The organism is Salipaludibacillus sp. CUR1, from assembly GCF_021028955.1.
Lineage (GTDB): Bacteria > Bacillota > Bacilli > Bacillales > Salisediminibacteriaceae > Salipaludibacillus.
Genome location: NZ_JAIWPE010000005.1, coordinates 1 through 23,153 on the forward strand (window position 1 = coordinate 1; position 23,153 = coordinate 23,153).

The 23,153-nt window shown below is 42.7% G+C and carries 21 protein-coding genes and 6 tRNA genes; 22 read left to right on the forward strand and 5 right to left on the reverse strand.

Annotated elements, in window-relative coordinates; all coding sequences use genetic code 11:
- The first annotated feature begins 368 nt into the window (after positions 1 to 368).
- From K8O68_RS00345 to K8O68_RS00425, 17 genes are all read left to right on the forward strand, one after another.
- Complete coding sequence (locus K8O68_RS00345) at positions 369 to 878, forward strand: DoxX family protein (protein WP_230894965.1); 510 nt, start codon at positions 369 to 371, stop codon at positions 876 to 878.
- Between the two features lie 209 nt (positions 879 to 1,087).
- Entirely contained in the window at positions 1,088 to 2,374 is a 1,287-nt protein-coding gene (locus K8O68_RS00350; protein ID WP_230894966.1) for an adenylosuccinate synthase, read from the forward strand.
- 257 nt (positions 2,375 to 2,631) lie between these two features.
- A tRNA-Lys gene (locus tag K8O68_RS00355) sits at positions 2,632 to 2,707 on the forward strand.
- Between the two features lie 26 nt (positions 2,708 to 2,733).
- Positions 2,734 to 2,808, forward strand: a tRNA-Glu gene (locus K8O68_RS00360).
- 165 nt (positions 2,809 to 2,973) lie between these two features.
- A tRNA-Met gene (locus K8O68_RS00365) sits at positions 2,974 to 3,050 on the forward strand.
- A 61-nt stretch (positions 3,051 to 3,111) separates the two neighbouring features.
- Positions 3,112 to 3,187 (forward strand) — tRNA-Asp (locus K8O68_RS00370).
- 13 nt (positions 3,188 to 3,200) lie between these two features.
- Positions 3,201 to 3,276: transfer RNA gene (locus tag K8O68_RS00375), tRNA-Phe, on the forward strand.
- Positions 3,277 to 3,285: 9 nt separating this feature from the next.
- Positions 3,286 to 3,361: transfer RNA gene (locus K8O68_RS00380), tRNA-Thr, on the forward strand.
- 494 nt (positions 3,362 to 3,855) lie between these two features.
- Positions 3,856 to 4,566, forward strand: a complete 711-nt coding sequence (gene yycF, locus K8O68_RS00385; protein WP_230894967.1) for a response regulator YycF — start codon at positions 3,856 to 3,858, stop codon at positions 4,564 to 4,566.
- 3 nt (positions 4,567 to 4,569) lie between these two features.
- Positions 4,570 to 6,399 carry a cell wall metabolism sensor histidine kinase WalK gene (walK, locus tag K8O68_RS00390; protein ID WP_230894968.1) on the forward strand — a complete coding sequence of 610 codons (1,830 nt, stop codon included), beginning with the start codon at positions 4,570 to 4,572 and terminating at the stop codon, positions 6,397 to 6,399.
- Positions 6,389 to 7,753, forward strand: coding sequence for a YycH family regulatory protein (locus K8O68_RS00395; protein ID WP_230894969.1), 1,365 nt, complete (start codon positions 6,389 to 6,391; stop codon positions 7,751 to 7,753). The genes walK and K8O68_RS00395 overlap by 11 nt, the downstream gene beginning before the upstream one ends.
- A complete protein-coding gene (locus K8O68_RS00400) occupies positions 7,740 to 8,522 on the forward strand; it encodes a two-component system regulatory protein YycI (RefSeq protein WP_230894970.1) in 783 nt (260 codons plus the stop codon). Before K8O68_RS00395 ends, K8O68_RS00400 begins: the two co-directional genes overlap by 14 nt.
- A 17-nt stretch (positions 8,523 to 8,539) precedes the next feature.
- Positions 8,540 to 9,334 carry an MBL fold metallo-hydrolase gene (locus tag K8O68_RS00405; protein ID WP_230894971.1) on the forward strand — a complete coding sequence of 265 codons (795 nt, stop codon included), beginning with the start codon at positions 8,540 to 8,542 and terminating at the stop codon, positions 9,332 to 9,334.
- A 182-nt stretch (positions 9,335 to 9,516) separates the two neighbouring features.
- Entirely contained in the window at positions 9,517 to 10,761 is a 1,245-nt protein-coding gene (locus tag K8O68_RS00410) for a S1C family serine protease (protein ID WP_230894972.1), read from the forward strand.
- A gap of 303 nt (positions 10,762 to 11,064) precedes the next feature.
- The gene (locus tag K8O68_RS00415) at positions 11,065 to 11,232 is read left to right on the forward strand and encodes a CxxH/CxxC protein (protein WP_230894973.1); all 168 of its coding nucleotides are present in this window, start codon (positions 11,065 to 11,067) and stop codon (positions 11,230 to 11,232) included.
- A 172-nt stretch (positions 11,233 to 11,404) separates the two neighbouring features.
- A complete protein-coding gene (gene rlmH / locus K8O68_RS00420; protein WP_230894974.1) occupies positions 11,405 to 11,884 on the forward strand; it encodes a 23S rRNA (pseudouridine(1915)-N(3))-methyltransferase RlmH in 480 nt (159 codons plus the stop codon).
- A 59-nt stretch (positions 11,885 to 11,943) separates the two neighbouring features.
- Complete coding sequence (locus K8O68_RS00425) at positions 11,944 to 12,204, forward strand: glutaredoxin family protein (protein WP_230894975.1); 261 nt, start codon at positions 11,944 to 11,946, stop codon at positions 12,202 to 12,204.
- 316 nt (positions 12,205 to 12,520) lie between these two features.
- On the opposite strand, the gene K8O68_RS00430 is transcribed toward K8O68_RS00425, so the two are convergent.
- Together K8O68_RS00430 and K8O68_RS00435 are read right to left on the reverse strand one after the other, a co-directional pair.
- Complete coding sequence (locus tag K8O68_RS00430; protein ID WP_230894976.1) at positions 12,521 to 13,219, reverse strand: YetF domain-containing protein; 699 nt, start codon at positions 13,217 to 13,219, stop codon at positions 12,521 to 12,523.
- Positions 13,220 to 13,449: 230 nt separating this feature from the next.
- A complete protein-coding gene (locus K8O68_RS00435) occupies positions 13,450 to 13,614 on the reverse strand; it encodes a hypothetical protein (RefSeq protein WP_230894977.1) in 165 nt (54 codons plus the stop codon).
- A gap of 269 nt (positions 13,615 to 13,883) precedes the next feature.
- On the opposite strand from K8O68_RS00435, the gene K8O68_RS00440 reads away from it, so the two are divergent.
- On the forward strand, positions 13,884 to 14,477 hold the full coding sequence (locus K8O68_RS00440; protein ID WP_230894978.1) for a nucleotidyltransferase family protein: 594 nt from the start codon (positions 13,884 to 13,886) through the stop codon (positions 14,475 to 14,477).
- Between the two features lie 42 nt (positions 14,478 to 14,519).
- On the forward strand, positions 14,520 to 14,711 hold the full coding sequence (locus K8O68_RS00445; protein ID WP_230894979.1) for a DUF4083 family protein: 192 nt from the start codon (positions 14,520 to 14,522) through the stop codon (positions 14,709 to 14,711).
- Between the two features lie 137 nt (positions 14,712 to 14,848).
- Here K8O68_RS00445 and K8O68_RS00450 read toward each other — a convergent pair whose 3' ends face one another.
- The gene (locus K8O68_RS00450; RefSeq protein WP_230894980.1) at positions 14,849 to 15,181 is read right to left on the reverse strand and encodes a c-type cytochrome; all 333 of its coding nucleotides are present in this window, start codon (positions 15,179 to 15,181) and stop codon (positions 14,849 to 14,851) included.
- 240 nt (positions 15,182 to 15,421) lie between these two features.
- Here K8O68_RS00450 and K8O68_RS00455 point away from each other — a divergent pair, with 240 nt between their 5' ends.
- Positions 15,422 to 16,489, forward strand: a complete 1,068-nt coding sequence (locus K8O68_RS00455; protein ID WP_370640459.1) for an SIR2 family NAD-dependent protein deacylase — start codon at positions 15,422 to 15,424, stop codon at positions 16,487 to 16,489.
- 84 nt (positions 16,490 to 16,573) lie between these two features.
- On the opposite strand, the gene K8O68_RS00460 is transcribed toward K8O68_RS00455, so the two are convergent.
- Positions 16,574 to 17,701, reverse strand: coding sequence for a zinc-dependent alcohol dehydrogenase (locus tag K8O68_RS00460; protein WP_230894981.1), 1,128 nt, complete (start codon positions 17,699 to 17,701; stop codon positions 16,574 to 16,576).
- A gap of 262 nt (positions 17,702 to 17,963) precedes the next feature.
- Positions 17,964 to 18,941: a zinc-binding dehydrogenase gene (locus tag K8O68_RS00465; RefSeq protein ID WP_230894982.1), complete on the reverse strand. Its 978-nt coding sequence runs from the start codon at positions 18,939 to 18,941 to the stop codon at positions 17,964 to 17,966.
- Between the two features lie 202 nt (positions 18,942 to 19,143).
- Here K8O68_RS00465 and K8O68_RS00470 point away from each other — a divergent pair, with 202 nt between their 5' ends.
- Complete coding sequence (locus K8O68_RS00470) at positions 19,144 to 19,710, forward strand: TetR/AcrR family transcriptional regulator (protein ID WP_230894983.1); 567 nt, start codon at positions 19,144 to 19,146, stop codon at positions 19,708 to 19,710.
- Between the two features lie 47 nt (positions 19,711 to 19,757).
- Complete coding sequence (locus tag K8O68_RS00475; protein WP_230894984.1) at positions 19,758 to 22,931, forward strand: bifunctional cytochrome P450/NADPH--P450 reductase; 3,174 nt, start codon at positions 19,758 to 19,760, stop codon at positions 22,929 to 22,931.
- Positions 22,932 to 23,153: the final 222 nt, after the last annotated feature.

Below are 23,153 nucleotides of genomic sequence, written 5' to 3' on the forward strand. Positions count from 1 at the left end.
TTTGTAGAGGATTGGGAACAAGTATTGGTCTCTCCTCTACAATAGGAGCTTTTTTTGTGTTTGTAAACTCAAAATTACATTATATTCCATTCATGCAAGGCTACTGGGTCAGACCCCCCATAAATTCCCAGGTTAGTGTCACATTTTGGACACGGGACCGCTACGAATTGTTCACAGTTAACACGTTCACGGGAGTAGGAACCATTATATAATATAACCATAAGAAAGAGTTAGTGGTCACTAACTAAACCATCATGTGAATGAGTGAACGAAAGTGTTTCGCTCCATTAAACTTCCGGACTTATACTTATTATTTGGAAGTGATCATTGGCTCCCTACAAAAAAAGATTCCTGAGGAGGAATGAATCATGTTTATGGATTTTTTGAGAAACAACAAAATTGCAGCGGGCGTCTTGACAGTATTACGTGTTTATCTTGGCTGGCAGTGGCTGACAGCAGGCTGGGGAAAAGTAACAGGAGAGCCGTTTGATGCAAGCGGATATTTAACAGGTGTGGTCAACAATGAAGCGGTAATTGAGCAGTATCCGACGTATCACGCATTTATTGAAAGTTTTGCTTTGCCGAATGCCGGAGTTTTCAGTTTTATGGTCGCCTGGGGTGAAGTACTCGTAGGGCTTGGCTTAATTTTAGGTGTTTTGACAACGGCAGCAGCGTTCTTCGGAATCGTCATGAACTTCGCGTTTATGTTCGCAGGCACCATCTCTTCAAACCCATGGTTAGTGCTTCTTACCATTTTTATCCTTGCAGCAGGCTACAATGCCGGTAAATTCGGCGGCGACCGCTGGGTCATTCCTTACATCCGTACCGTTATTTTTAAAGATAAATTTACTAAACCAGCTTCCGTAAAGGCAGCCTGACACTATACATTCCTACTAAAAAAGGCGTTCCGTTTTAATAACGGAAACGTCTTTTTTTAAATTACTTATAAACGAATGAAAAGAAGGTATTTTGTTATAATGTTCGTGTTATGGTTGACTGACTACTGTTAAACTGATAAACTAACGATGGTTTATAAGAGAGGGAAAAAATTATTTATTGTTTAAATAATCCAGGAGGTGCGCGTCTGATGCCATCGGTTGTGGTAGTAGGAACACAGTGGGGAGACGAAGGAAAAGGAAAAATTACTGATTATTTATCTGAGCAGGCTGAATTAATTGCCCGCTATCAAGGGGGTAATAATGCAGGCCATACGATTGTCTTTAATGATACAAAGTATAAATTGCATTTAATCCCATCAGGAATTTTTTATAACGACAAGACATGCGTGATTGGAAATGGAATGGTGATTGACCCGAAAGCGCTGGTAACAGAGCTGGAATACCTGCATGAGCGTGATGTGAGCACAGATAATCTGCGTATCAGTAACCGGGCACATGTCATTTTACCTTATCATTTGAAACTGGACGCAGTTGAAGAAGAGAGCAAGGGTGCAAATAAAATTGGTACGACGCGTAAAGGTATCGGCCCTGCCTATATGGATAAAGCGGCAAGGATAGGTATCCGTATTGCTGACCTCCTTGACAAAGAAACATTTAAAGAAAAACTTGAAATTAATCTTCGTGAAAAGAATCGTCTGCTTGAAAAAGTCTATGAGACAGAAGGATTTAAGATTGAAGATATTCTCGATGAATATTTTGAATATGGCCAGCAGTTTGCTAAGTACGTAGCTGACACATCTGTTATTCTGAATGACGGACTGGACTCAGGAAAGCGAGTACTGTTTGAAGGAGCACAGGGAGTCATGCTGGATCTTGATCAGGGAACTTACCCGTATGTTACTTCTTCAAATCCGATTGCGGGAGGCGTTACAATCGGCTCCGGCGTAGGGCCTTCAAAGATTAACCACGTTGTAGGGGTGTCAAAAGCGTATACGACCCGTGTCGGCGATGGGCCGTTCCCTACTGAACTGAATAATGAAATTGGCGACCAGATTCGTGAAGTCGGCAACGAATATGGCACGACCACCGGCCGTCCTCGCCGTGTAGGCTGGTTTGACAGTGTCGTTGTCCGTCACGCCCGACGTGTGAGCGGTATAACCGATCTGTCTTTAAATTCAATTGATGTTCTTACAGGAATTGAGACACTGAAAATCTGTGTGGCATATAAATACAGGGGAGAAATTATGGAGGAATTCCCAGCGAGTCTGAAAGTGCTGGCAGAATGTGAGCCTGTTTATGAAGAGCTTCCAGGCTGGACAGAAGATATTACCGGAGTCCGGTCCCTTCATGATCTGCCTCGAAATGCTCTTTTCTACATTGAACGGGTCTCCCAGCTGACAGGTATTCCTTTAACAGTTTTCTCTGTGGGACCTGACCGTAAACAGACAAACCTTGTACGCGGTGTATTTGGCTAATTTTTAAGCAGAGAAGAGACAGCCTCTTCTCTGCTTCACTGCTTTAACAGGATATGCCTTAGAAGACTCAGAAGCATTCTTTTATGAAAAAAAACTGATGAAGCTCTTGATTTATATATGAAATTCAGGTAAAGTAAAAAAGGTTTCAGAGAGTGAAAGAAATTTTTTTGAAAAAAGTATTGTGCCTTTTTCAGTTTAATGTTATTATATATTTTGTCGCTGAAAGATAACAGAAACAACACTTTCTGAGGAACTGCGAGCCATTAGCTCAGTTGGTAGAGCATCTGACTTTTAATCAGAGGGTCGAAGGTTCGAGTCCTTCATGGCTCACCATGATTTTTAAAAGATTATCTAATCATGGCCCGTTGGTCAAGTGGTTAAGACACCGCCCTTTCACGGCGGTAACACGGGTTCGAATCCCGTACGGGTCACCATTATTTTTTCCTTGACTTATTATGAAAAACCTAGTATAATTTATTCTGTTGCTCCTAATAATAAGGAGTAAAGGGAAATTAATTGGCTAGTTGTCTCGACGCATTAAACTTTGAAGCAGAGACAGTCACTTATTTTCAGTAACAAATAATTTAATATTTTATCGTCGCGGGGTGGAGCAGTCTGGTAGCTCGTTGGGCTCATAACCCAAAGGTCGGTGGTTCAAATCCGCCCCCCGCAACCAATTATTTTTTTTATTTTGTACAGGCATTTACAGGCATTGCATACATATTTTGAAAGATTCTGGTCCCGTGGTGTAGCGGTTAACATGCCTGCCTGTCACGCAGGAGATCGCGGGTTCGATTCCCGTCGGGACCGCCATTTTAATAAATAAGGCTCGGTAGCTCAGTCGGTAGAGCAACGGACTGAAAATCCGTGTGTCGGCGGTTCGATTCCGTCCCGAGCCACCATTTTTGAGTGCTGGCCTAGCTCAATTGGTAGAGCAACTGACTTGTAATCAGTAGGTTGGGGGTTCAAGTCCTCTGGCCAGCACCATTTAATTATAATAACTATCCTATCCTTTACGGATAGGTTTTTTTGTATGCTTTTGGCTTCGCAGGATGGAGATTTAAATTTGCGAGACTGTTTTCTCTTCCAGCGAAGCACCATTACTTTATATGCACATCGCGTGCGGGGCCCGCTTGAAATCAGGTGTCCTGGTTGTCGAAACAAGTTACTCGTCCTGTTTGAGCAATTACCCCGTGCCCCCGTAGAACTGTCCCGTCACCTTTAATTTTTTCCATTGAACCTAAAAGGAACTTTGAAAATAGTCGAATAAAAGTATTTCCCCGGCAATAATATCAAAATAAGGCGAAATGTGCCGTATCAGAGTGAAGTGCTTTGTTTATGGGAAGGGGGTCAGTAAGAGCTTTATTAGCAGCACGCCTCTCTCACGAATTGGATAAACTTCTCTTCCTTTAGCTGGAGAGTATTTTTCTTTATGTGGTAGAATAGAGAGGGTGAATTACCGAAGAGGAGCTGGTGAGAAAATGGATAAGCAAAAAATTCTAGTAGTCGATGACGAAAAGCCGATTGCTGATATTTTACAGTTTGGATTACAAAAGGAAGGGTTCGACGTTATCTGCGCTTATGACGGAAATGAGGCAGTAGAAATGACTAAAGAACATGTACCGGACCTGATCCTCTTAGATATTATGCTCCCGTACCGTGACGGAATGGAAGTATGCAGGGAAGTCAGAAAGACATATGATATGCCGATAATTATGCTCACAGCAAAAGATTCGGAGATTGATAAAGTTCTTGGACTTGAACTTGGAGCGGACGACTATGTCACTAAACCGTTCAGTACACGTGAACTGGTGGCACGGGTAAAAGCAAACTTGCGCCGCCGGAACCAGAAATCAGAAGAATCTCAAACAGGGAGTAAAAACATTGAAATCGGTCCATTACTTATTCAGCCTGACGCCTACCTTGTTACAAAGCGTGGGGACCCTATTGAGCTTACACACAGAGAGTTTGAACTTATTTATTATTTAGCCCGTCATACTGGACAAGTCATGACGCGCGAACATTTGCTTCAGGCGGTATGGGGCTATGATTATTTTGGGGATGTTCGTACGGTCGATGTGACGGTACGCCGATTAAGAGAAAAAGTGGAGGATAATCCAAGTAATCCGGCATGGATTGTTACTCGCCGGGGGGTAGGGTATTACCTTCGTCAATCAGATCAGGAGAGTTAAAATATGAGCAGAATTCGCTTTTATAAATCAATACACCTTAAGATTGTTATCATCTACGTGCTATTGATTCTGATTGCGATGCAGGTTATCGGAGTTTATTTTATCCAGCAGCTCGAAGAACAGCTTGTCAGTAATTTTAACGAACAATTGGAAGAACGGGCAGAGCTGATTTCTTATAATGTAGAGCAGGAAATGCTAAGAGATGAAGAAGATGAAGAGGCTTCGCTTAAGTCACGAATTGATTCTCTTTTAAGGGAGTTATTAAGGATAGATAACGCTGATGTCCAGGTTATTGACCAGAACAGTATAGTCATTACAGCTACCTCCCCGGATCATCGGATTTACGAAGGGCAGCGGACGACAAACTACCGGGTGAAACGCGCTCTCGTAGGGTATGAAGATGAAAGGGAGATTCTCAGAGATGAGGAAACGGGCAACCGTGTCCGGGTTATGGCTGTGCCTGTGAAAACAGAAGACCAGGCTGTCATAGGTGCTATTTATATCGAAGCATCAATGGAAGAGATTTATAATCAGATGCAGCAGATTAATCAAATCCTTTTAACAGGCACTCTTATTGCTTTAGCTTTAACAGCAGCTTTAGGAATTTTTCTTGCAAGGACAATTACCCGGCCGATTACTGCAGTAAGAAAACAGGCTACGGCAATGGGTGAAGGGGATTTCTCCAGAAACGTAAAAGTTTATGGCGATGATGAGATCGGACAACTCGCAGCTACTTTCAATGATTTAACTGGAAAACTGAAAGAAGCTCATGCGACGACTGAAGGAGAAAGAAGAAAGCTCTCTTCAGTGTTGACACATATGACAGACGGGGTTATAGCGACTGATAAAAACGGAAAAATTATATTAATGAACCGCAGGGCAGAAGAAATGCTCGACCAGGATCAGGAAAAGGCTATGAGCACCGAAATAACTAAAATGCTTAATTTGGATCATTTTATGAAATTAAAAGACCTTTACAGAATGACAGATCCGATTCTGCTTGATTTTGACAACGATGAGGAAGAAATCATTCTTGAGGCTCATTTTTCTGTTATTGAGAAAGAAAACGGGGAAAAAAATGGATTAATTGCCGTTCTTCATGATGTTACTGAACAGGAAAAAATTGAAGAAGAACGCCGGGAATTTGTAGCTAATGTCTCACATGAACTCCGTACACCGCTTACTTCTATGAAAAGTTATTTAGAAGCTTTGGCAGATGGGGCTCTGGAAGATCCGGAAGTGGCTCCCCATTTCCTTAATGTGACATCCAATGAGACAGAACGGATGATCCGTCTTGTTAATGACTTATTACAATTGTCAAAAATGGACAGTAAAGACTACCAGATGAATCTGGCCAGTATGAATGCTACGACCTTTGTCAATCAGGTTATTGACCGTTTTGAAATGGCAACAAAAAAACAGGATATCCAGTTTAAACGTAAAATTCCGGATAAAAGTATACCCGTTCTGGGAGACCGGGACAAACTTACACAGCTTCTGGATAATATTCTATCCAATTCGGTTAAATATTCCCCTGAAGGCGGAACAGTCACATGTACGTTAAAAATTGAAAAGAACCGTATTATTATAAGTGTGAAAGATGAAGGTGTCGGAATTCCGAAAGAAAACTTATCACATGTATTTGACCGGTTCTACAGGGTGGATAAAGCTCGTTCCCGAAACCTTGGCGGTACAGGCCTTGGGCTCGCGATTGCAAAGGAAATTGCAATTGCTCATGGCGGCGACATTTGGGTAAGCAGCGAATGGGGCAAGGGGACAACCTTTTCATTCAGTCTGCCTTATGAGGAAGATGGGGTGATGGATGATGCTTGAAAATATTAAATCTGCCGTACTGACCATTCTGGTTTTATCCAGTGTAACACTGACATGGCTGCTGTGGACTTACCAGCCTGAATACGGTGTTCGGGAAGAATCAGGAGAAAACTATGTAGAAATTGAGGATTTAGGTGAAACAAGGGATTTTCATGAAATCATTCAGCCGAAGGAAATATTAATTCATGAAGGAGAAGAGATAGCCTATCTCCATCCGATGGAAGGCCAGTACAGGACCATTATAAATGAGCTTAAAGAGATTGATATCGATTATCTGTACCGGAGAGGGCCGTCCCATGCCCCTTCTCTTGAGCATTTTTATAACGGTTTGGAACTCGTTTTCGATGATCCTTTAGAAAGCGAATGGCTGAAAGATCTTTTTAATTTTGAAGAAGATCATTTACCTTTGGAGCAGGCAGACAGAATAGTTCTGGTCGAGAATCCCCCATCATCCAGCGGGACTGAAGTGATGGTGCAATTTGTAGACATCGAAGAGGAAGTCATTTATGAATCAGAAACTTCCTTTTCAGTCAGTCAATTGCAAGCCCTTTATGAAGGAACAGAAGAGCATCAGACCCCGGTTGAGAAAAGAGTATTCCAGGAACGGCCTGACAGCGATTTCCAACCGGTTAAATATACACCGACAGAATCTACTACATTAAGAAAGTACACCTATGAAACAACTGACTTAAGCACTCAGTCTTTCTTTCAAATCCTGTTTCCTGATCCGGAATTTATTCAAAACTATTCTCAAGGAAGTCAGGGTCAGACGTATACAGACGGAAACCGAATGATTAACCTGCAGGAAAACGGAGCTATTTTAAATTATGTAAGACCAAATGTCCGGGCGACTATACCTGCAGGGATGGACACAATTCTGCAGGACAGCCTCGACTTTATCAACACCCATTCCGGATGGACGGATGATTTTTATGCAGAAGACTGGAGAGAAATGGAAGTGGATGACCGGGCTTCCTTCAGGCTTCATGTAGGCGGATTTCCGGTATACGGTTCAAATATGAACAGGGAACACCACTATATGATGGATGTTCGCCGGACAGGCAATACCATTACGGAATATACCCGTCCAATGTATCAATTAAATGAACATCCTTTTGAAACAACTTCAGATGTAAATCTTCCTTCATTTGAAGAAGTCGAGCGTCATATTGAAGAAGATGAAGTGTTTAGTATGAGAGCTGTTGAAGATATAAGGATCGCCCATTACATGACACGGCAGCGCTCTTTCGCTATTTTTGAACCTGCCTGGTTTTTAAAAGTAGAGGGAAGATGGATTCAGCTTGACTTTTCTTCAAATTCGGGCCAGGAGGTGACTTACAATGGATTGGAGTAAAACAAAAACCATTTTTATAGTCACTTTCCTCCTCCTGAATATCTTTTTAGGCTACCAGCTTTATGAAAGAAATAAACAGGGAGAAATAAGCGTTTTGACGGATCCGGATTTGCAATCACGACTTGAAGAAGAAGGTATTGAAATTGATATAGAAGACGCTGAAGAGACGGTGACGGGAGCGCCGGTCACCGGTACTTCTGCCACTTTTGACGAGAGTTACCTGGAAGAAAATCTGGAACGGCAAACCATTTCATTATTAAATCCGACCACCGTTTTTTCCGAGTTGGACGGTCCATTCCGTCTTGTAGGGGCTAATTTGTCAGCTACAGTTGATGCGTTTCTCCAGCAGCATGTCATTTTAGGAGAAGAGTATGAGATTGCCCAATACAACGAGTCAGAAAACTTTATCGGCCTTTATCAGACTTATAACGGCAGGAAAATAGATGAGTATGAAAGGGAAAATTTCCATCTCGTCTTACATTTAACGGAAGACCTGGAGATAGAATCATATGTCCAGACCTATATGGAGATTTCAGAGCAGGAGGGACGGGAACAGGATCTTTTATCTCCCCTAAAAGCAGTAGAGCGCTTACTGGATGGAGGGTATCTTAGTGCTAATGCAGTAATTGAGCATTCTGAGCTCGGTTACTACAGTCTTATCCAGCCTGATGACAACTTTCAGGTTTTCGCTCCGGTATGGAGGATAAGAGTGGATAACGAGGACTTTTTTGTGGATGCCTTGAATGGGGAAATCCAATCGATCAGTTAATTGGAGTGAAAGCAATTATGAGTTTAAAATTTAGTGTGCTGGCCAGTGGAAGCACGGGAAATGCCATATATGTGGAAACAAATAAGCAGCGTCTGTTAATTGACGCGGGGCTGAGCGGTAAAAAAATAGAGCAGTGCTTCAAGCAGATTGGACTCTGCCCTTCCAGGCTGGACGGTATATTGGTCAGTCACGAACATAGTGACCATATAAAGGGAGTAGGCATACTCGCCCGCCGTTATAAATTACCTGTCTACGCCAATCAAAAAACATGGGAAGCAATGGCCGCTGGGATTGGGGCTATCCCCCTGGAGCAGAAATTCCACTTTAAAACCGGAGAAGCGAAAGCATTTGGAGACCTGGACATAGAGTCGTTCGGGGTTTCACATGATGCAGCTGATCCTATGTTTTTTTCCTTCCACCACGAAGGCAGACAATTAACTATTCTAACTGATACAGGGTATGTAAGCGACCATATGATGGGTATAACAAAGGGCTCGGATGCTTTGATTTTTGAATCGAACCACGATATGGATATGCTGAGGATGGGCAAATACCCGTGGACAGTTAAACGCCGTATTTTAGGAGATGAAGGTCACGTATCAAACGTGGATGCCGGCATTGCACTGGCTGATATTGTAAGGGACAGCAGGGCTGATATTTACCTTGCTCACCTGAGTCTGGATAATAATATGAAAGATCTGGCCCGGATGACTGTTCAGCAGACATTAGAAGAAAATAATATTGAAGTCGGCAGACAGGTTAAGCTTTACGATACAGATCCAGTTATTCCAACTCCACTGAAAGTGGTGTAAGTTTTTTTGGGCTTGTCATATGAAGCTGTTTAATATTTGAGTGGCCAGGAAATCCTATAGTTGTGGAAAAATATCAAATTTCAAATATCTTAATAGACGAACCCATTAATAGTTTATTAAAATAATGGTAAGAAAAAGGATATCTGTCTTTTTTCGCATAAGGCCAATAGGGAGGGTTTAATATGGGGTATTATGATGATCATGCGCCTGCTGCCAGAACCCGGAGCGATGCCCGGCGCAGCACAAAGCGGACAGGCATTTACGGATTTGCGGGGGCGGTTATAGGGGCACTGCTCGTAGTGTTTTCTGTACCTCTACTGGCAGATAACGGGTTTCTTCCGTATGAGGTTATTCCAAAGAATACCTCTCCTGTGGGCAGTGATGAAATCACAGAAGATGACGACGAAAATATAGCCACTGAGACACTGAACCTGCAAACCACATCTGAAGTTATTGAAGCGGTTGAGCAGGTATCCGATGCAGTTGTAGGGGTAGTCAATATGAGGCAGTCTACAGGCCTGTTCGGCCCTGAGGGCAGCGGTGAAGGAACCGGGTCAGGCGTTATTTATAAGATAGAAGAAGACAGGGCTTTTATAGTCACTAACTACCATGTGATTGAAGGAGCAGGGCAGGGTTCAAGTGAGATCGACGTGACGCTGGATGATGGTGCACGTGTTCCGGCGGAACTTGTGGGGGAAGACGTTTTGACAGACTTAGCTGTATTAACCATTGAAGCGGACGAGGTAGATACGGTTGCAGAGTTTGGCGATTCCGAAAACTTACAAGCCGGAGAGCCTGCAATTGCAATTGGCAACCCTTTATCTTTTGAAGGGACGGTTACTTTAGGAATTATCAGTGCTGTAGAACGCAGTCTCCCAGTAGATTTAACAGGAAACGGCCAGCCCGACTGGAATTCAGAAGTGCTGCAGACTGACGCAGCCATTAACCCGGGGAACAGCGGCGGCGCTCTCTTAAATATTCAGGGAGAAGTGATTGGCATTAACTCTATGAAAATTGCCCAGCAGGCAGTTGAGGGAATAGGGTTTGCGATTCCTTCAGCTATTGCTTTACCGGTTATAGAAGATCTGGAACAATATGGGGAAGTGCAGAGACCTCAAATGGGCATCGCTCTTCGTTCACTTCAGGAAATTCCAAGCTTCCACTGGCACGATACGTTAGGCCTGCCTGAAGATGTTAAAGGCGGGGTGTACGTCGAAAGTGCGGAAAACGGCACACCAGCAGACGAAGCAGGGTTAAGAGAAGGCGATGTTATTGTAGCCCTTGATGATCAAGAGATTAAAGACGCTCATGATTTAAGAAGTTTCCTTTATAAAGATGTAAGTGTCGGCGACACGATCACTGTCACTTTTTACCGCGACGGGGAAGAACAATCGGTAGAACTGACTTTAGATAAGCAAGTATTTTAGTTAGACGGTGCGGAAGAGGGGATAACTATCCTCTCTTTTTTTGTTATACTTTAAAAAGTCTAACGTTGTTAAAGCGTAAGAAAAAATTATGCTTCCGCAGGACTTGTCAGTCATCTGGAATTTTCTCATACTCAGAGAAATAATGGCAGGTTGTGAAACCTGTGGATAGTGGACAAGTGTTATTGTTTAGTTGTCAGAATAGTTATTCACACACCGTTGTGGATAATTGTTTTGTCAATCCTGAAACTGACGTTCGTATGTTCAGACTAAAGATAATTTTTATATAGGACTGAGGTGGAATGTATGGTTTACAGCTGCGCAACACATGCAGAGGAAGCAATTGAAGAAGCCTTGACAGACGAGGGATTGCCGCCTGATTTAGAAAGACTGCCGGAAGACAAAACCGTTTTGGAAAAATGTTTTATTTGTAATGAACAGGCTGTCTATCAAGTCATAAGCCAGGAGTTATAACACCGCACAACTGTGGGTAATTAATGTGGATAACTTGTGCATAACCGGATTAATTTATAAAACTGTCCACAATTAAGTTACTTGGTTAAAGTTCTAATTACCCGCTTTTATGGAATATTTACTGTGCATATGTGGATAACTTTTGTGGATAAAGTGAAGGGCGGTGGATAAAATGAATATTTCAATTATTGCTGTTGGTAAATTGAAAGAAAAGTACTTAAAGCAGGGAATTCAGGAATATACGAAACGGCTTGGTTCTTATGCAAACGTCCAGATTATAGAAGTAGCAGATGAAAAAGCGCCTGATAATATGAGTGAGAATGAGATCATTCAGGTGAAAGAAAAAGAAGGTGAAAGAATATTAAGCAAGATCAGCCAGGATACGTTTGTAATTGCGCTTGCGATTGAGGGACAAGCCTGGACTTCAGAAAGACTCGCTAAGGAATTAGATCAGCTGGCAACATACGGGAAGAGTAAAATAGCTTTTGTGATAGGCGGATCGGTCGGTCTGGGGAAAGCAGTGTTAGACCGTTCAGATCTTCAGTTATCTTTTTCAAAAATGACCTTTCCACATCAATTGATGCGCCTGATTCTTACGGAACAAATATACAGAGCGTTCCGAATTATTCATGGACATGCATACCATAAGTGACATGTTGTATGTTGTTTTTAAGGCCGGGGGGTCAGGACAAATGAAACGGAGGAGTATTAGTGAAAACAGAGGTTATCGTTTATACGACGAAAGACTGTATTGAGTGTACTTTTGTAAAACAGATGCTGACTGAAAACAACATTCATTATAAAGTGCGCGATATATCAGCAGATGCCGCGTATCAAAAAGAAATTGAAGCGCTAGGGTTTCTCGGAGTGCCTGTAACAGTGTATGGGAATGAAGCTGTGAAAGGAATGACACCTGAGCTTCAGGAACTGGTTAATAAAATAACGGAACAGAAGAGGCTGAGACAAAACTAAAAACAAGTTTGTAAAGGACGAACAATAATTTTATCAGACATCTTATAAGGTGAATTACTCTTAGTATTACCAATTATTAAATAGCCTCTGCTTTTTGATTGAAGGACAGAAGGGGGTGACGCCACAGGGAATAAGCGCAGTCTGAAGATCCAATTCAACGAAGCTCCAGGCTGAGTTAATTTAGTTGAAGACAAGCACCTGGGCAAGCGTCCGCCTGGCATACAAAAGCTAAAAACCGAACAAAAATCATAAGATTTGTTCGGTTTTCTTTATGATTACTATTCTTTTGTCCCAGCCTCTTGAGTGGGATGCGGTGTTATTTTGCCTCAAATTTTTGCTTAGGTATAACATATAATCCTTCGCCTGTAAGCCAGTCGGCATACATGATTTCTTTAATGTCATAATATCCTAATGAAGTGAGCTGATTCGTCAGCCATGGCCTTGTAAAACCTAAATCTCTCAGATTATCTTCTAGTATCTCCCCATCTAGAATCAGGCTCGCAGGTAAATAAACAGGCTTCTCCGGAAGCTGTAAATCATCAATAGAAACTTTCTTATACTTCGACTTCTTCATAATACTCAGCCCACCGTTTGATTCTAAAATAGCGTAGGCGACTTCTCTTATAGAGAAGATCTCGCTTTGCCTGAGCAAACTGAGCAGCTGGTTTACGTTCATACGGTTCTTCTTAAGCTCACGCCTGTCAATTATTCCGTCACGTATAACGATAGACGGATTTCCTTCCATTGTTCCGCGAATTTTCTTGGATTTAAGCAGCCCCTTTTCCATGACTACCAGTAAAACTCCCCATAAAATAATTGCATAAGCAATATAAGAGAGCGGAATATTTGATTCATATACCCCGTTTCCGAGAAGTTCAGAAAGAACGATAGCTGAAACGAAATCAAAAGGAGTCAGCTGTTTAATTGTTGTTTTACCTAGGATCCTTGTAATAAGGAAAAGCATAAAGAAACCGGTAATTAATTTTAAAGTTAAATCTAAGAAATTCGGTTCCATGATACTCTCTCCTAATAACTATCTTTCCTTAAGTTTTGCCAGATTTAAAGAATTTCATCCCTGTTTAAATGGAGATTAACAGAAGGAGAGCATGTCATTTAAAGCGCTGCCAAGATTGAGGAGAGAGGTGAGAGCAGGAAGGCGACCCGAACTGGCCGGTAGTAGTTAATATCTAGCCAGCTCCAGGGGCCCATAGATAAAACTTAGCAATTAAAAAGGGGGAGCCTGTTTTATTTTTCAGACTGCTTGAAGGCTTTAGCATAACGGTCTGCAGCGAGTAGTGCCTGTACCACATCGTCAGCGGTAACTGTAAAAGGCATATTATGAATCGTTTCTCCTTCTTTAACAGCTGCTTCACCTATCCGGCGAAGGTCATTAGAAGACGCTTCGGCCAATTTGATATCTTCTAACGTAATTGGTAAATTTAGAGAATGATTTAACTTTATATAACTGAAAATTTCTTCCTTAGTTTTCAGAGGGAGAGCTGAAGTGTGGAAGCAGAAACTAAGAGAGTGTTAATAAAAATGTTACACGTGAAACATTAGAGAAGGAGGGGGAAGGCTTACGTTTATTACTGGCAAGTCTTTAAAACAGGAATTCTCAGAAATTGTGCGGGAAACCATTTTGTTAGGAGGATTTAAAGATCCAATTTGAGGAGGTTATAATGAGTATCCACAGCGAAGAAGAGTTCATCCAGTATGTTAGAGATGATGAATTTATGATGGATGTGTTGAAAGCGGCAAAAGAATTGAAGCTGGCCGACTGGTGGGTGTGCGCGGGATTTATCCGTATAAAAATTTGGGATACGCTGCACGGGTTTAGTCAGAAGACAGCGCCGCCGGATATAGATGTTATTTATTTTGATAAGACGAATACGGATGAAGCAGAAGAAAAGAAACTGGAAGCACAGTTAAAAGAACTGAAACCCGGCTTGCCATGGTCGGTAAAAAATCAGGCGCGCATGCATACAGTTAATAATATTCCACCTTATCTCTCATCAGTTGATGCCATATCTAAATTTCCTGAAACAGTTACTGCTTTAGGTTTATCGCTTGATGCAAATAATCACATTCGTTTAGCAGCCCCCTGGGGAATTGAAGACGCCTTGAATATGAGGGTCAAACCTACGCCTTTCTTTACAGAAACTCAGGAAAGGGCAGCAATATATGAGAAGCGCATAAAGGAAAAGAACTGGAAGTCCAAGTGGCCGCAAATATCTGTTGAGCATGTTCCAAGTGAGGAGAACACGCTATTTTAATCAAAAGTTTCTGTCTCATATGATGAAAGGAGGGGAAAGTTTATGCCCCTGGATGTGTTCGCTATGGTCTATCAGCTCGTGGTAATAGGACTTGTTATCTTATTTATAGTTTCCTTAACGATGTTTATTAAAAATAACAAATACCGGCATCAGGATAAAAATGAGCAGTTAAGAGAAATGAACAGGAAATTAGACAGAATCATTGAATTGCTGGAAGACAGCAGGAGGAAATAGAACTGGAAATAAAAGGGAGGTCTGTCCCCTCGCGCTTTAACGCGTGAGGGGACAGACCCCTTTTTTGTTTTTAGGCCGCGTCAGAGATTATAGCAGGACAGCAGATTTCTCTTGCTTATCGAAAGCTGAAAGACGTGTTATTCTTTTCCGGCTTCATGCACCCATGCAGACACATCTTCAGCATCACTTCCAGTCACGAGTCCGGCCGGCATTGTACCTGAGCCGTTTACAACGGCATCCAGTACTTCTTCATATGTTAAATTTGTTACGCCTCCAGCGCCTGCTCCCCTTAAATCACCGCCATGGCAGCTTGCACAGGCTTTTACGTAAACTTCTTCGCCATTCGTTAAATCATAGGAACCGTTAGAAGCTGTTTCACTTGCCAGTGCCTCATTTGTCTCATTGTTACCGTCACCACATGCGGCAATTAAGAGAGAGGTCCCTAAAAGTACTGTGATTAATTTTTTCACGATACATCCCTCCTTAAAATGAGTATATATATGAAATTAATTTTTGTATGTGATTGACCTCACATAAGTTTTGACAAAATACAAAGGGGTTACTCTCTGAGCCTTTTTCAAATAAGTAAAACGGCAGCATAGGAACCATTTGTAAGAGCCTTAAGCAGAAAAGCTTCCGGCCATACAGACAGTTAGTGTCACTTTCTCTATGTTAGAATGAAATGAGATATTTACTAAGGAGGCAGCGATATGGTATCAGTCAAAGATTGGCAGGAGCTGTTAACTGTCGGCACGGAAAATGAACATATTAAAATTTCAGGAAAGGAGAAAAAGAATGGGGAGTGGGTATTTAAACGGACTGTAAATGGGGATTCTTTAGAGCGCGGTTACCTATCGCCTCGGGAAGGAAATGAGGTGACAGGCTGGGATAACGCCCTGAGATTGCTGGATGGCTCTCCCTTAAGAAGCCTTCATATCTTAAAGGCGGATCCGCTTATTTATCCTTATCTGGGCAAATATATGCTTACAAGCAAAAACATAGGAGAAGAACTGTTGCTGGCTTGGAGTGACAAGGTTTTCCCGGGGAAAAACAAAGATATGGTTATGGCTGCAAAATGGCTCTTAGGATCTGATAGGGCCGTCATTTTATCAGGAGCAGGTATGTCTACGGAATCGAATATTCCTGATTTCAGGTCTTCGTCCGGCTGGTGGAAGCAGATTGACCCTCGTACTGTCGCCACGGTAGAAGCTCTTGATAGCAATTATGATCTCTTTCAGGAATTTTACGCGACGCGGATGAAAGCTCTGGATCAAATAGAACCTCATGAGGGGCACCGTGTACTCGCGAAATGGGAAGAAAACAATCTGGTTCAGCTGATTGGCACCCAAAACGTTGACGGTCTTCACTCCGCTGCGGGAAGCTTAAATGTACAGGAATTACATGGTTCTATTAGAAGTATCAGATGTCATGACTGCGGCAAAGAGGGATCTATTGAAGCATTTACTTCTCATGAAACGTGCAGCCGGTGTGGAGGGAGACTGCGTCCTGCTGTTGTTCTTTTTGGCGAGATGCTCCCTCAAGAAGCCTGGGAGACAACCTTGGAAGCGATCGAACAAGCGGGCCTTGTAATTGTCATCGGGACGAGTATGGAAGTATACCCGGCAAACCAGCTGCCGGCAATGACTTCAGGAAAAACGGTTTATATTAACGCGGAAACTGCAGAAACTGGAGCGGGATTTGATCTTATAATTGAGGGAAAAGCAAAAAAGACTCTCCAGAACATAAATGAATTGATTGAAATTGGAATACGGAGGTAATCTTGTAATTAAATGGGGGGTCTGACCCCTTTTTTGTTTTCGAATAAAGGAGCCCTCTGTTAAGAAGGCTCCCCGCTGAATTATCTATGGTTTTAAAACAACTTTGATATTGTTATCTTCTTTTTTATCAAAAATATCATAGGCTTTAGGAGCTTCGGACAAGGACATACGGTGAGTGATGATATCTTTCGGATCAAACTCTTCGTTTTCTATCATTTCATATAATTTAGGCATCATATGAACGACTGGCGCCTGTCCCATTTTCAGAGACACATTCCGGGCAAAGAAATCACCGAGTGGGAAGTTGTTTGCTTCCGTTCCGTAAACACCTGTAAGCTGAACGATTCCAAACTTTTTGACAGCCTGAGAAGCAGTGACAATTGGACTGATCGTACCAAACTGGTTGTCTCCTTCAGAACCGAACGTTTCATTTGGAGGAACTGTGCCATCCATACCAACGCAGTCGATAACTACTTCTGCTCCGCCTTTCGTGTTTTCATTCAGTAGTTCGCCTACGCCTTCCGTTTCACTGAAATTATAAGTTTCTACATTGTTTGTCCGTTTGGCATGTTCGAGACGGTGAGGCACCTGATCAACCGCGATGACTCTTGAAGCCCCTTTTAACCATGCCAGTTTCTGCGTCATCAGGCCGATCGGCCCGCACCCTAATACAACGACTGTATCGCCTTTTTTGACAGGCTCAACGCTCCACCAGGAAGTAGGGATGACGTCGGAAAGGAATAACACACTTTCATCATCTAATTCGCTGCTTTCAGGGACTTTAAACGACGTTTGATCAGCGTAAGGCACTCTTAAGTACTCTGCCTGTCCGCCAGGATAATTGCCGAACATTTTTGAAAAACCAAATAATCCGCCTGAGTCACTATGAGGGTTTGATTCATCACACTGGCTCTCCATCTGATTTTTACAGAAATGACACGTTCCGCAGCTTACGTTAAACGGAATTACAACACGGTCACCTTTTTTAAGACTCTTAACATCCGGCCCGGTTTCCTCGACAATTCCCATTGGTTCATGGCCAATAATATAATCTTCTTCCAGAGGGATGCCTGTTTTATATAAATGAAGGTCCGAACCGCAGATACCGGAAGCTGTGATGCGGATAATCATATCATCCCCGTTTTGAATCTTCGGGTCTTCCATCTCTTTCACTTCTATTTTGTCTTTATCCTGAAACGTAACTGCTTGCACACTATCAACTCACTTTCAAATAGATTTGATAACGTCTGATGAAAGTCTTTAACCTTTATTTGGTAAATCGAAACGTTATGAAGAAAATCGCTATATATTGAGAATAAAGCACCTCTACACAAAGCCTCATTTAATAAAAGCGGGAAATTCACAAAGGGGTCAGACCCCCAGCGGTTTAAAGCTTTAAAGCGCGAGGGGTCTGACCCCGAAAAAGCAGCCCCCGAAAAAACAGCGGCTTACATTAGCCGCTGATTCATTGCAATTAATCCACTATTTGACACACGATATTCCCGCGAACGTGACCTTCATTAATTTTTGAAAGGGTTTCGGGCACAGCATCCAACGTGACGACCTCTTCTAACAGAGGGTCAAGCTTTTTACTTGATGCTAATTCTCCGACTTCCCTGGCGATATGCCCGAGGTCGGCAATTTGCCGTTCATCGTCTGTCCGGTAAACAAATCCTAAGGCTACTTCATGAATTGAGAGGGCGAGTGATTTAGGTTCATACTGGCTCATATCCGGCAGTTCTACCACACTTACCAGATGGCCGTTAAATGCAAGCATATCCATAGCCTCTGATACTGTCTGGCCGCCTACCATGTCCATTACAATATCGACACCGCGGCCTTCCGTGTATTTATGCACTTCCTCTACAACGTTCTCAGTGTTATAGTCGATTACTTTGCTGGCGCCCAGTTTCTTAACATGATCCGCATTTTCAGGAGAACATGTGGTAATGATATCAAGCCCTTTCAGGTGGGCGAGCTGGATTGCAAATCCTCCAACTCCTCCGGCACCGGCCTGAACTAAAATTGTTTGTCCTTTCCGAAGAGGAACTTTCCTGTTCAGCGACTGGTAAGCCGTAAAAGCAGGAGTGGGCAAAGCAGCTGCTTCATTAAAGCTCAGTCCTTCCGGAAGAGGAGCAAGCACATCCTGACGGGCCATTGAATATTCAGCGAACCCGCCTTGATGGGCAAGGCTGCCATGGTAATAAACTTTATCTCCGGGCTGCCAACCGGTCACATTTTCACCTGTTTTTTCCACAACACCTGCTACGTCAAGTCCTGGAATATGGGGAAACTGCCACTCTGGCAACGGACTATTTGCCAGTTTATAATCGACCGGATTCAGTCCGACCGAATGAACTTTTACTAGAACTTGGTCGGCTTCAGGTTCGGGAATCGGTACATCCATCACTTTCAAGTTACCGCCTGCTTCTTCAAGAGCTAATGCTTTCATTACTTATCCCTCCTAAACTTTCGTACTCTTTAATCGTATTCCTGTATAAAAGGCCACTCAAACAACCTCAAATAAATCCCTGTGTAAAAAAACTATCACAACGTAAGACTTTGTTAGTATTTTCACAGGAAAAGGTTTGGGAAAAAGACAGAAAGGTTATCAGTAGATTGTTATTATATGGATTTAAAGGTGGAGAACTTAGATGAAGGTTGATAAGCGGAAAAGAATTTTCGAGGCTTCTCTTGAGTTATTTTCAGAGCGCGGGTATGACGCCACAACGCTTCCTATGATTGCTGAGGCGGCGGATGTCGGTGCAGGAACAGTCTACCGGTATTTTAAAAATAAAGAAGCACTTCTTAACGAACTGTTTCAGGAATACATAGGCAGACTAAAGGAAACTATTTCCCTGAATTACCCTGAAAATGAAGAAGATTTAACCATTAAATTTGATCATTTATTTGCAGGCATGGTTCAGTTTGCTGATAAGAACATTAAAGCGGTCTACTTTATTGATTCCCACAGCCACTCCCATGCTCTAAATGAAAAAAGCACCGGCATGTATCATTCTCTATTGGATATTTACCATGAATTTATTGCTGAAGGCCAGGAGAAAAAGCTGGTAAAGCCTCTTCCTTCCTATGCTTTAATTGTTATGGTTTTCGGTGCTTTTATAGGCTGCTGTAAATATATACAGCGCGGACATATCAAGGAGACAGAGACATTAATGGATCATTTCAAAGAATGCTGCTGGGACGCCATCAGCTTATAGTCAGCGGAATGAATATTCATTCCGGAAGAAGAAAAGGAGTGTTGAGAATGTCAGAGAAAATAACAAGAGAGGATTTTCCTCAGCCTAAAACATACGGTCCTTTAATGAACCTTCCCCAGCTGGATTCAGAGGCACCCGTTCAGTCATTCGTGAAACTTGCTGAAACATACGGCCCTATTTTTAGAATGGAACTTCCAGGCAGAGACACGTTATATGTGTCCGGGCATAAATTTGTGGAAGAGGTATGTGATGAGTCCAGATTTGACAAAAACGTCTGGCAGCCGCTCCAAAATGCAAGAGAATTTGCCGGAGACGGGCTATTTACAAGCTGGACGGAAGAAAAGAACTGGAAAAAAGCGCACAATATCCTGCTTCCGAGTTTCAGCCAGAGAGCGATGCAAGATTATCACGACAAAATGACTGATATCGCAGTTCAGCTTATTCAAAAATGGTCGAGGCTTAATGATGACGAGGAGATAAATGTACCTGAAGATATGACAAGGCTGACTTTGGATACGATTGGGTTATGCGGCTTTAATTACCGCTTTAACAGTTTTTACAGTGAAAAAAACCATCCGTTTATAAATAATATGGTAAGCGCTCTGGACGAGGCCATGAGTCAGCTGCAGCGTCTGGATATTCAGAACAAACTGAGCTTTCGTAAAAAGAGTCAATTTAATGAGAATGTAGAAAAAATGTACGAACTCGTTGATAAGCTTATAGAAGACCGTAAAAACGCAGAGGACCAGGATAAAGGGGATCTGCTGTCGAGGATGCTTGAGGGAAAAGATCCCCAAACTGGCGAAGGGCTGGACGATGAAAACATCCGTTACCAGATGATTACTTTTCTGATCGCCGGCCACGAGACCACGAGCGGGCTGCTTTCATTTGCTATTTATTATTTGCTTAAGAATCCAGATAAGCTTAAGAAAGCCAGACAGGAAACGGATACTGTGCTGGCAGATGAGTACCCGAACTATCAGCAAGTCCGCCAGCTGAAGTACGTACGAATGGTGCTTGATGAAACATTGCGGCTTTGGCCGACTGCACCGGCATTTTCGTTATTTGCTAAGGAGGATACAACACTGCAGGGAGAATATGAGATTAAGAAAGGGGATACCATTAATGTCCTTCTTCCTAAACTGCATCGCGATAAAGAAGCGTGGGGGGAAGACGTTGAAGAATTTGTACCCGAGCGCTTCGAAGATCCGACAAAGATTCCAGAGCACGCCTATAAACCATTCGGAAACGGCCAGAGGGCTTGTATTGGACAGCAGTTCGCCCTGCATGAAGCAACTCTTGTCCTTGGGATGATCTTAAGAGAATTTGAATTTGAAGATCATAATGATTACGACCTGGAAGTAAAAGAAACACTTACTCTTAAACCTCACGATTTCAAAATGAAAGTAAAAGTCCGTGATAAGAAAGATATTATGCTGCCAGGTTTTAAAAATCGGATTAAGGAAGAAAATAGCAAGCAGCATAAAGAAAAGGTGCAAAGAAACTACCATGGGACTCCTTTACTTGTCCTTTACGGATCCGCAATGGGGACCGCAGAGGGAGTTGCCCGTGAACTTGCTGATAAAGGGCGTTTGCAGGGATTTGAAAGTAATGTGGCTACATTGGAAGAATTTAAAGGAAGCTTGCCGCAAGAAGGCATTGTGCTGATTGCATCGGCCTCTTATAATGGCAAGCCTCCTGAAAATGCAGAAAAGTTTACGGCCTGGCTGCATGAAACGGAAGACTCTCTCGAGGGGGTAGTTTATTCTGTGTTTGGATGCGGTGACACAAACTGGGCAAGTACTTACCAGAAAGTTCCTGCTTTTATAGATAAAGAACTTGATAAAAGAGGTGCCGAACGTATCCTGGAACGGGGAGAAGGCGACGCAAGCGGGGATTTTGAAATGGCTTTTGAAGAGTGGCAGGAGGATTTGTGGCCGGCAATAATGGAAAAGTTTGATATCGACGTTCCGGAGGACCTTCTTAATCAGAAAAATCAAATTAAGTTAACGTATGTAAGCGGGATTGCTGAGCATTCCATAGCCCAAAATTACTTAGCTAAAGAAACAAAAGTACTGGAAAACAGAGAACTGCAGCATGAAGACAGCGGCCGCTACACCCGGCATCTTGAAATAGCGGTCCCTAAAGGACTGACTTACAGCGAAGGGGACCATCTGGGAGTTATTCCTAAAAATAACCATCAGCTTATAGAGAGAGTTTTAAAAAGGTTTCACTTAAATGGGACAGAAAAAGTAATGATTGAAGCGGAGGGCCGGAGCGCTGCCCACCTGCCTGCAGGACAGGCGGTAAGCATTTATGATTTACTGAGCTACAGTGTGGAACTGCAGGAACCTGCTTCAAGAGAGCAGGTGGAGGAGCTCGCTGGATCAACAACATGTCCTCCTCACAAAAAAGAGCTGGAGGAACTTCTCGATGAAGGGAGCTATAAAGAAAACGTGGTCAATAAAAGGGTGTCTATGCTTGATTTTCTCGAGCGGTATGAGGCGTGTGAAATGGATTTCGATCGTTTTATCGCTTTGCTTCCACCTTTAAAACCCAGGTATTATTCGATATCAAGTTCACCGAAAGTGCAGAAAGATGAGGTTAGTATTACGGTGAGTGTCGTGAGGGGAAAAGCTTTCAGCGGCAGCGGAGAATACCGCGGTATTACATCCAACTTTCTGATGGAACTTAAGCCTGGAGATGATATTGTTGTTTTTTTCCGGACTCAGCGCTCGTTTAAGCTTCCTGAAGACCCGGATGCACCGGTCATCATGGTCGGGCCAGGTACGGGGGTAGCACCGTTCAGAGGCTTTATTCAAGCCCGCAAAGCGATGAAGAAGGAAGGCCAGGATTTAGGAGAGGCACATTTATATTTCGGAAGCCGAAACGAACATCATGATTTCTTATATAACGATGAACTGAAAGAATATGAAGCAGAAGGCATCGTTACTGTGCATACGGCTTTTTCCCGCATGGAAAATAAACCTAAAACTTACGTGCAGGATGTCATGAAAGAACGGGAAGAAGAGCTTGTGGAACTGATTGAAGAGAAGGGCGGACATCTCTATATATGCGGTGAAGGGAGCAAGATGGCACCGCAAGTAGAGGAAACAATGAAAAAGTGTTTTATGAATACAAGACAAAAAACTGAAGATGAAGCTCAGGAATGGCTGGACGGTCTTCAGGAAGAAGGACGTTTTGTAAAGGATGTCTGGTAAGAAGACCCCCCGCACGGCCGCACATGGAAAGCCGCCGCACCTCGCAGTGCGGCGGCCCTTTTTTGTTGAGGGGAAGGAGGGGGAAGTTTAGCTGTAAAATCCTGGGGGGTCTGACCCATAACGATTGCACGTTAGTTTAATAAATACATTAATGTTAATATATGTAAGTGGTATTTTAGGTTAATTTTAAAAAAAGGCGGACGAGGCATATAACGACCTTGT

Bases quoted from the DNA above. Each gene is read 5' to 3' on its own strand.
- K8O68_RS00345 (WP_230894965.1), top strand. From the start codon at position 369: ATGTTTATGGATTTTTTGAGAAACAACAAAATTGCAGCGGGCGTCTTG.
- K8O68_RS00350 (WP_230894966.1), top strand. From the start codon at position 1,088: ATGCCATCGGTTGTGGTAGTAGGAACACAGTGGGGAGACGAAGGAAAA.
- yycF (WP_230894967.1), top strand. From the start codon at position 3,856: ATGGATAAGCAAAAAATTCTAGTAGTCGATGACGAAAAGCCGATTGCT.
- walK (WP_230894968.1), top strand. From the start codon at position 4,570: ATGAGCAGAATTCGCTTTTATAAATCAATACACCTTAAGATTGTTATC.
- K8O68_RS00395 (WP_230894969.1), top strand. From the start codon at position 6,389: ATGATGCTTGAAAATATTAAATCTGCCGTACTGACCATTCTGGTTTTA.
- K8O68_RS00400 (WP_230894970.1), top strand. From the start codon at position 7,740: ATGGATTGGAGTAAAACAAAAACCATTTTTATAGTCACTTTCCTCCTC.
- K8O68_RS00405 (WP_230894971.1), top strand. From the start codon at position 8,540: ATGAGTTTAAAATTTAGTGTGCTGGCCAGTGGAAGCACGGGAAATGCC.
- K8O68_RS00410 (WP_230894972.1), top strand. From the start codon at position 9,517: ATGGGGTATTATGATGATCATGCGCCTGCTGCCAGAACCCGGAGCGAT.
- K8O68_RS00415 (WP_230894973.1), top strand. From the start codon at position 11,065: ATGGTTTACAGCTGCGCAACACATGCAGAGGAAGCAATTGAAGAAGCC.
- rlmH (WP_230894974.1), top strand. From the start codon at position 11,405: ATGAATATTTCAATTATTGCTGTTGGTAAATTGAAAGAAAAGTACTTA.
- K8O68_RS00430 (WP_230894976.1), bottom strand. From the start codon at position 13,219: ATGGAACCGAATTTCTTAGATTTAACTTTAAAATTAATTACCGGTTTC.
- K8O68_RS00440 (WP_230894978.1), top strand. From the start codon at position 13,884: ATGAGTATCCACAGCGAAGAAGAGTTCATCCAGTATGTTAGAGATGAT.
- K8O68_RS00445 (WP_230894979.1), top strand. From the start codon at position 14,520: ATGCCCCTGGATGTGTTCGCTATGGTCTATCAGCTCGTGGTAATAGGA.
- K8O68_RS00455 (WP_370640459.1), top strand. From the start codon at position 15,422: ATGGTATCAGTCAAAGATTGGCAGGAGCTGTTAACTGTCGGCACGGAA.
- K8O68_RS00465 (WP_230894982.1), bottom strand. From the start codon at position 18,941: ATGAAAGCATTAGCTCTTGAAGAAGCAGGCGGTAACTTGAAAGTGATG.
- K8O68_RS00470 (WP_230894983.1), top strand. From the start codon at position 19,144: ATGAAGGTTGATAAGCGGAAAAGAATTTTCGAGGCTTCTCTTGAGTTA.
- K8O68_RS00475 (WP_230894984.1), top strand. From the start codon at position 19,758: ATGTCAGAGAAAATAACAAGAGAGGATTTTCCTCAGCCTAAAACATAC.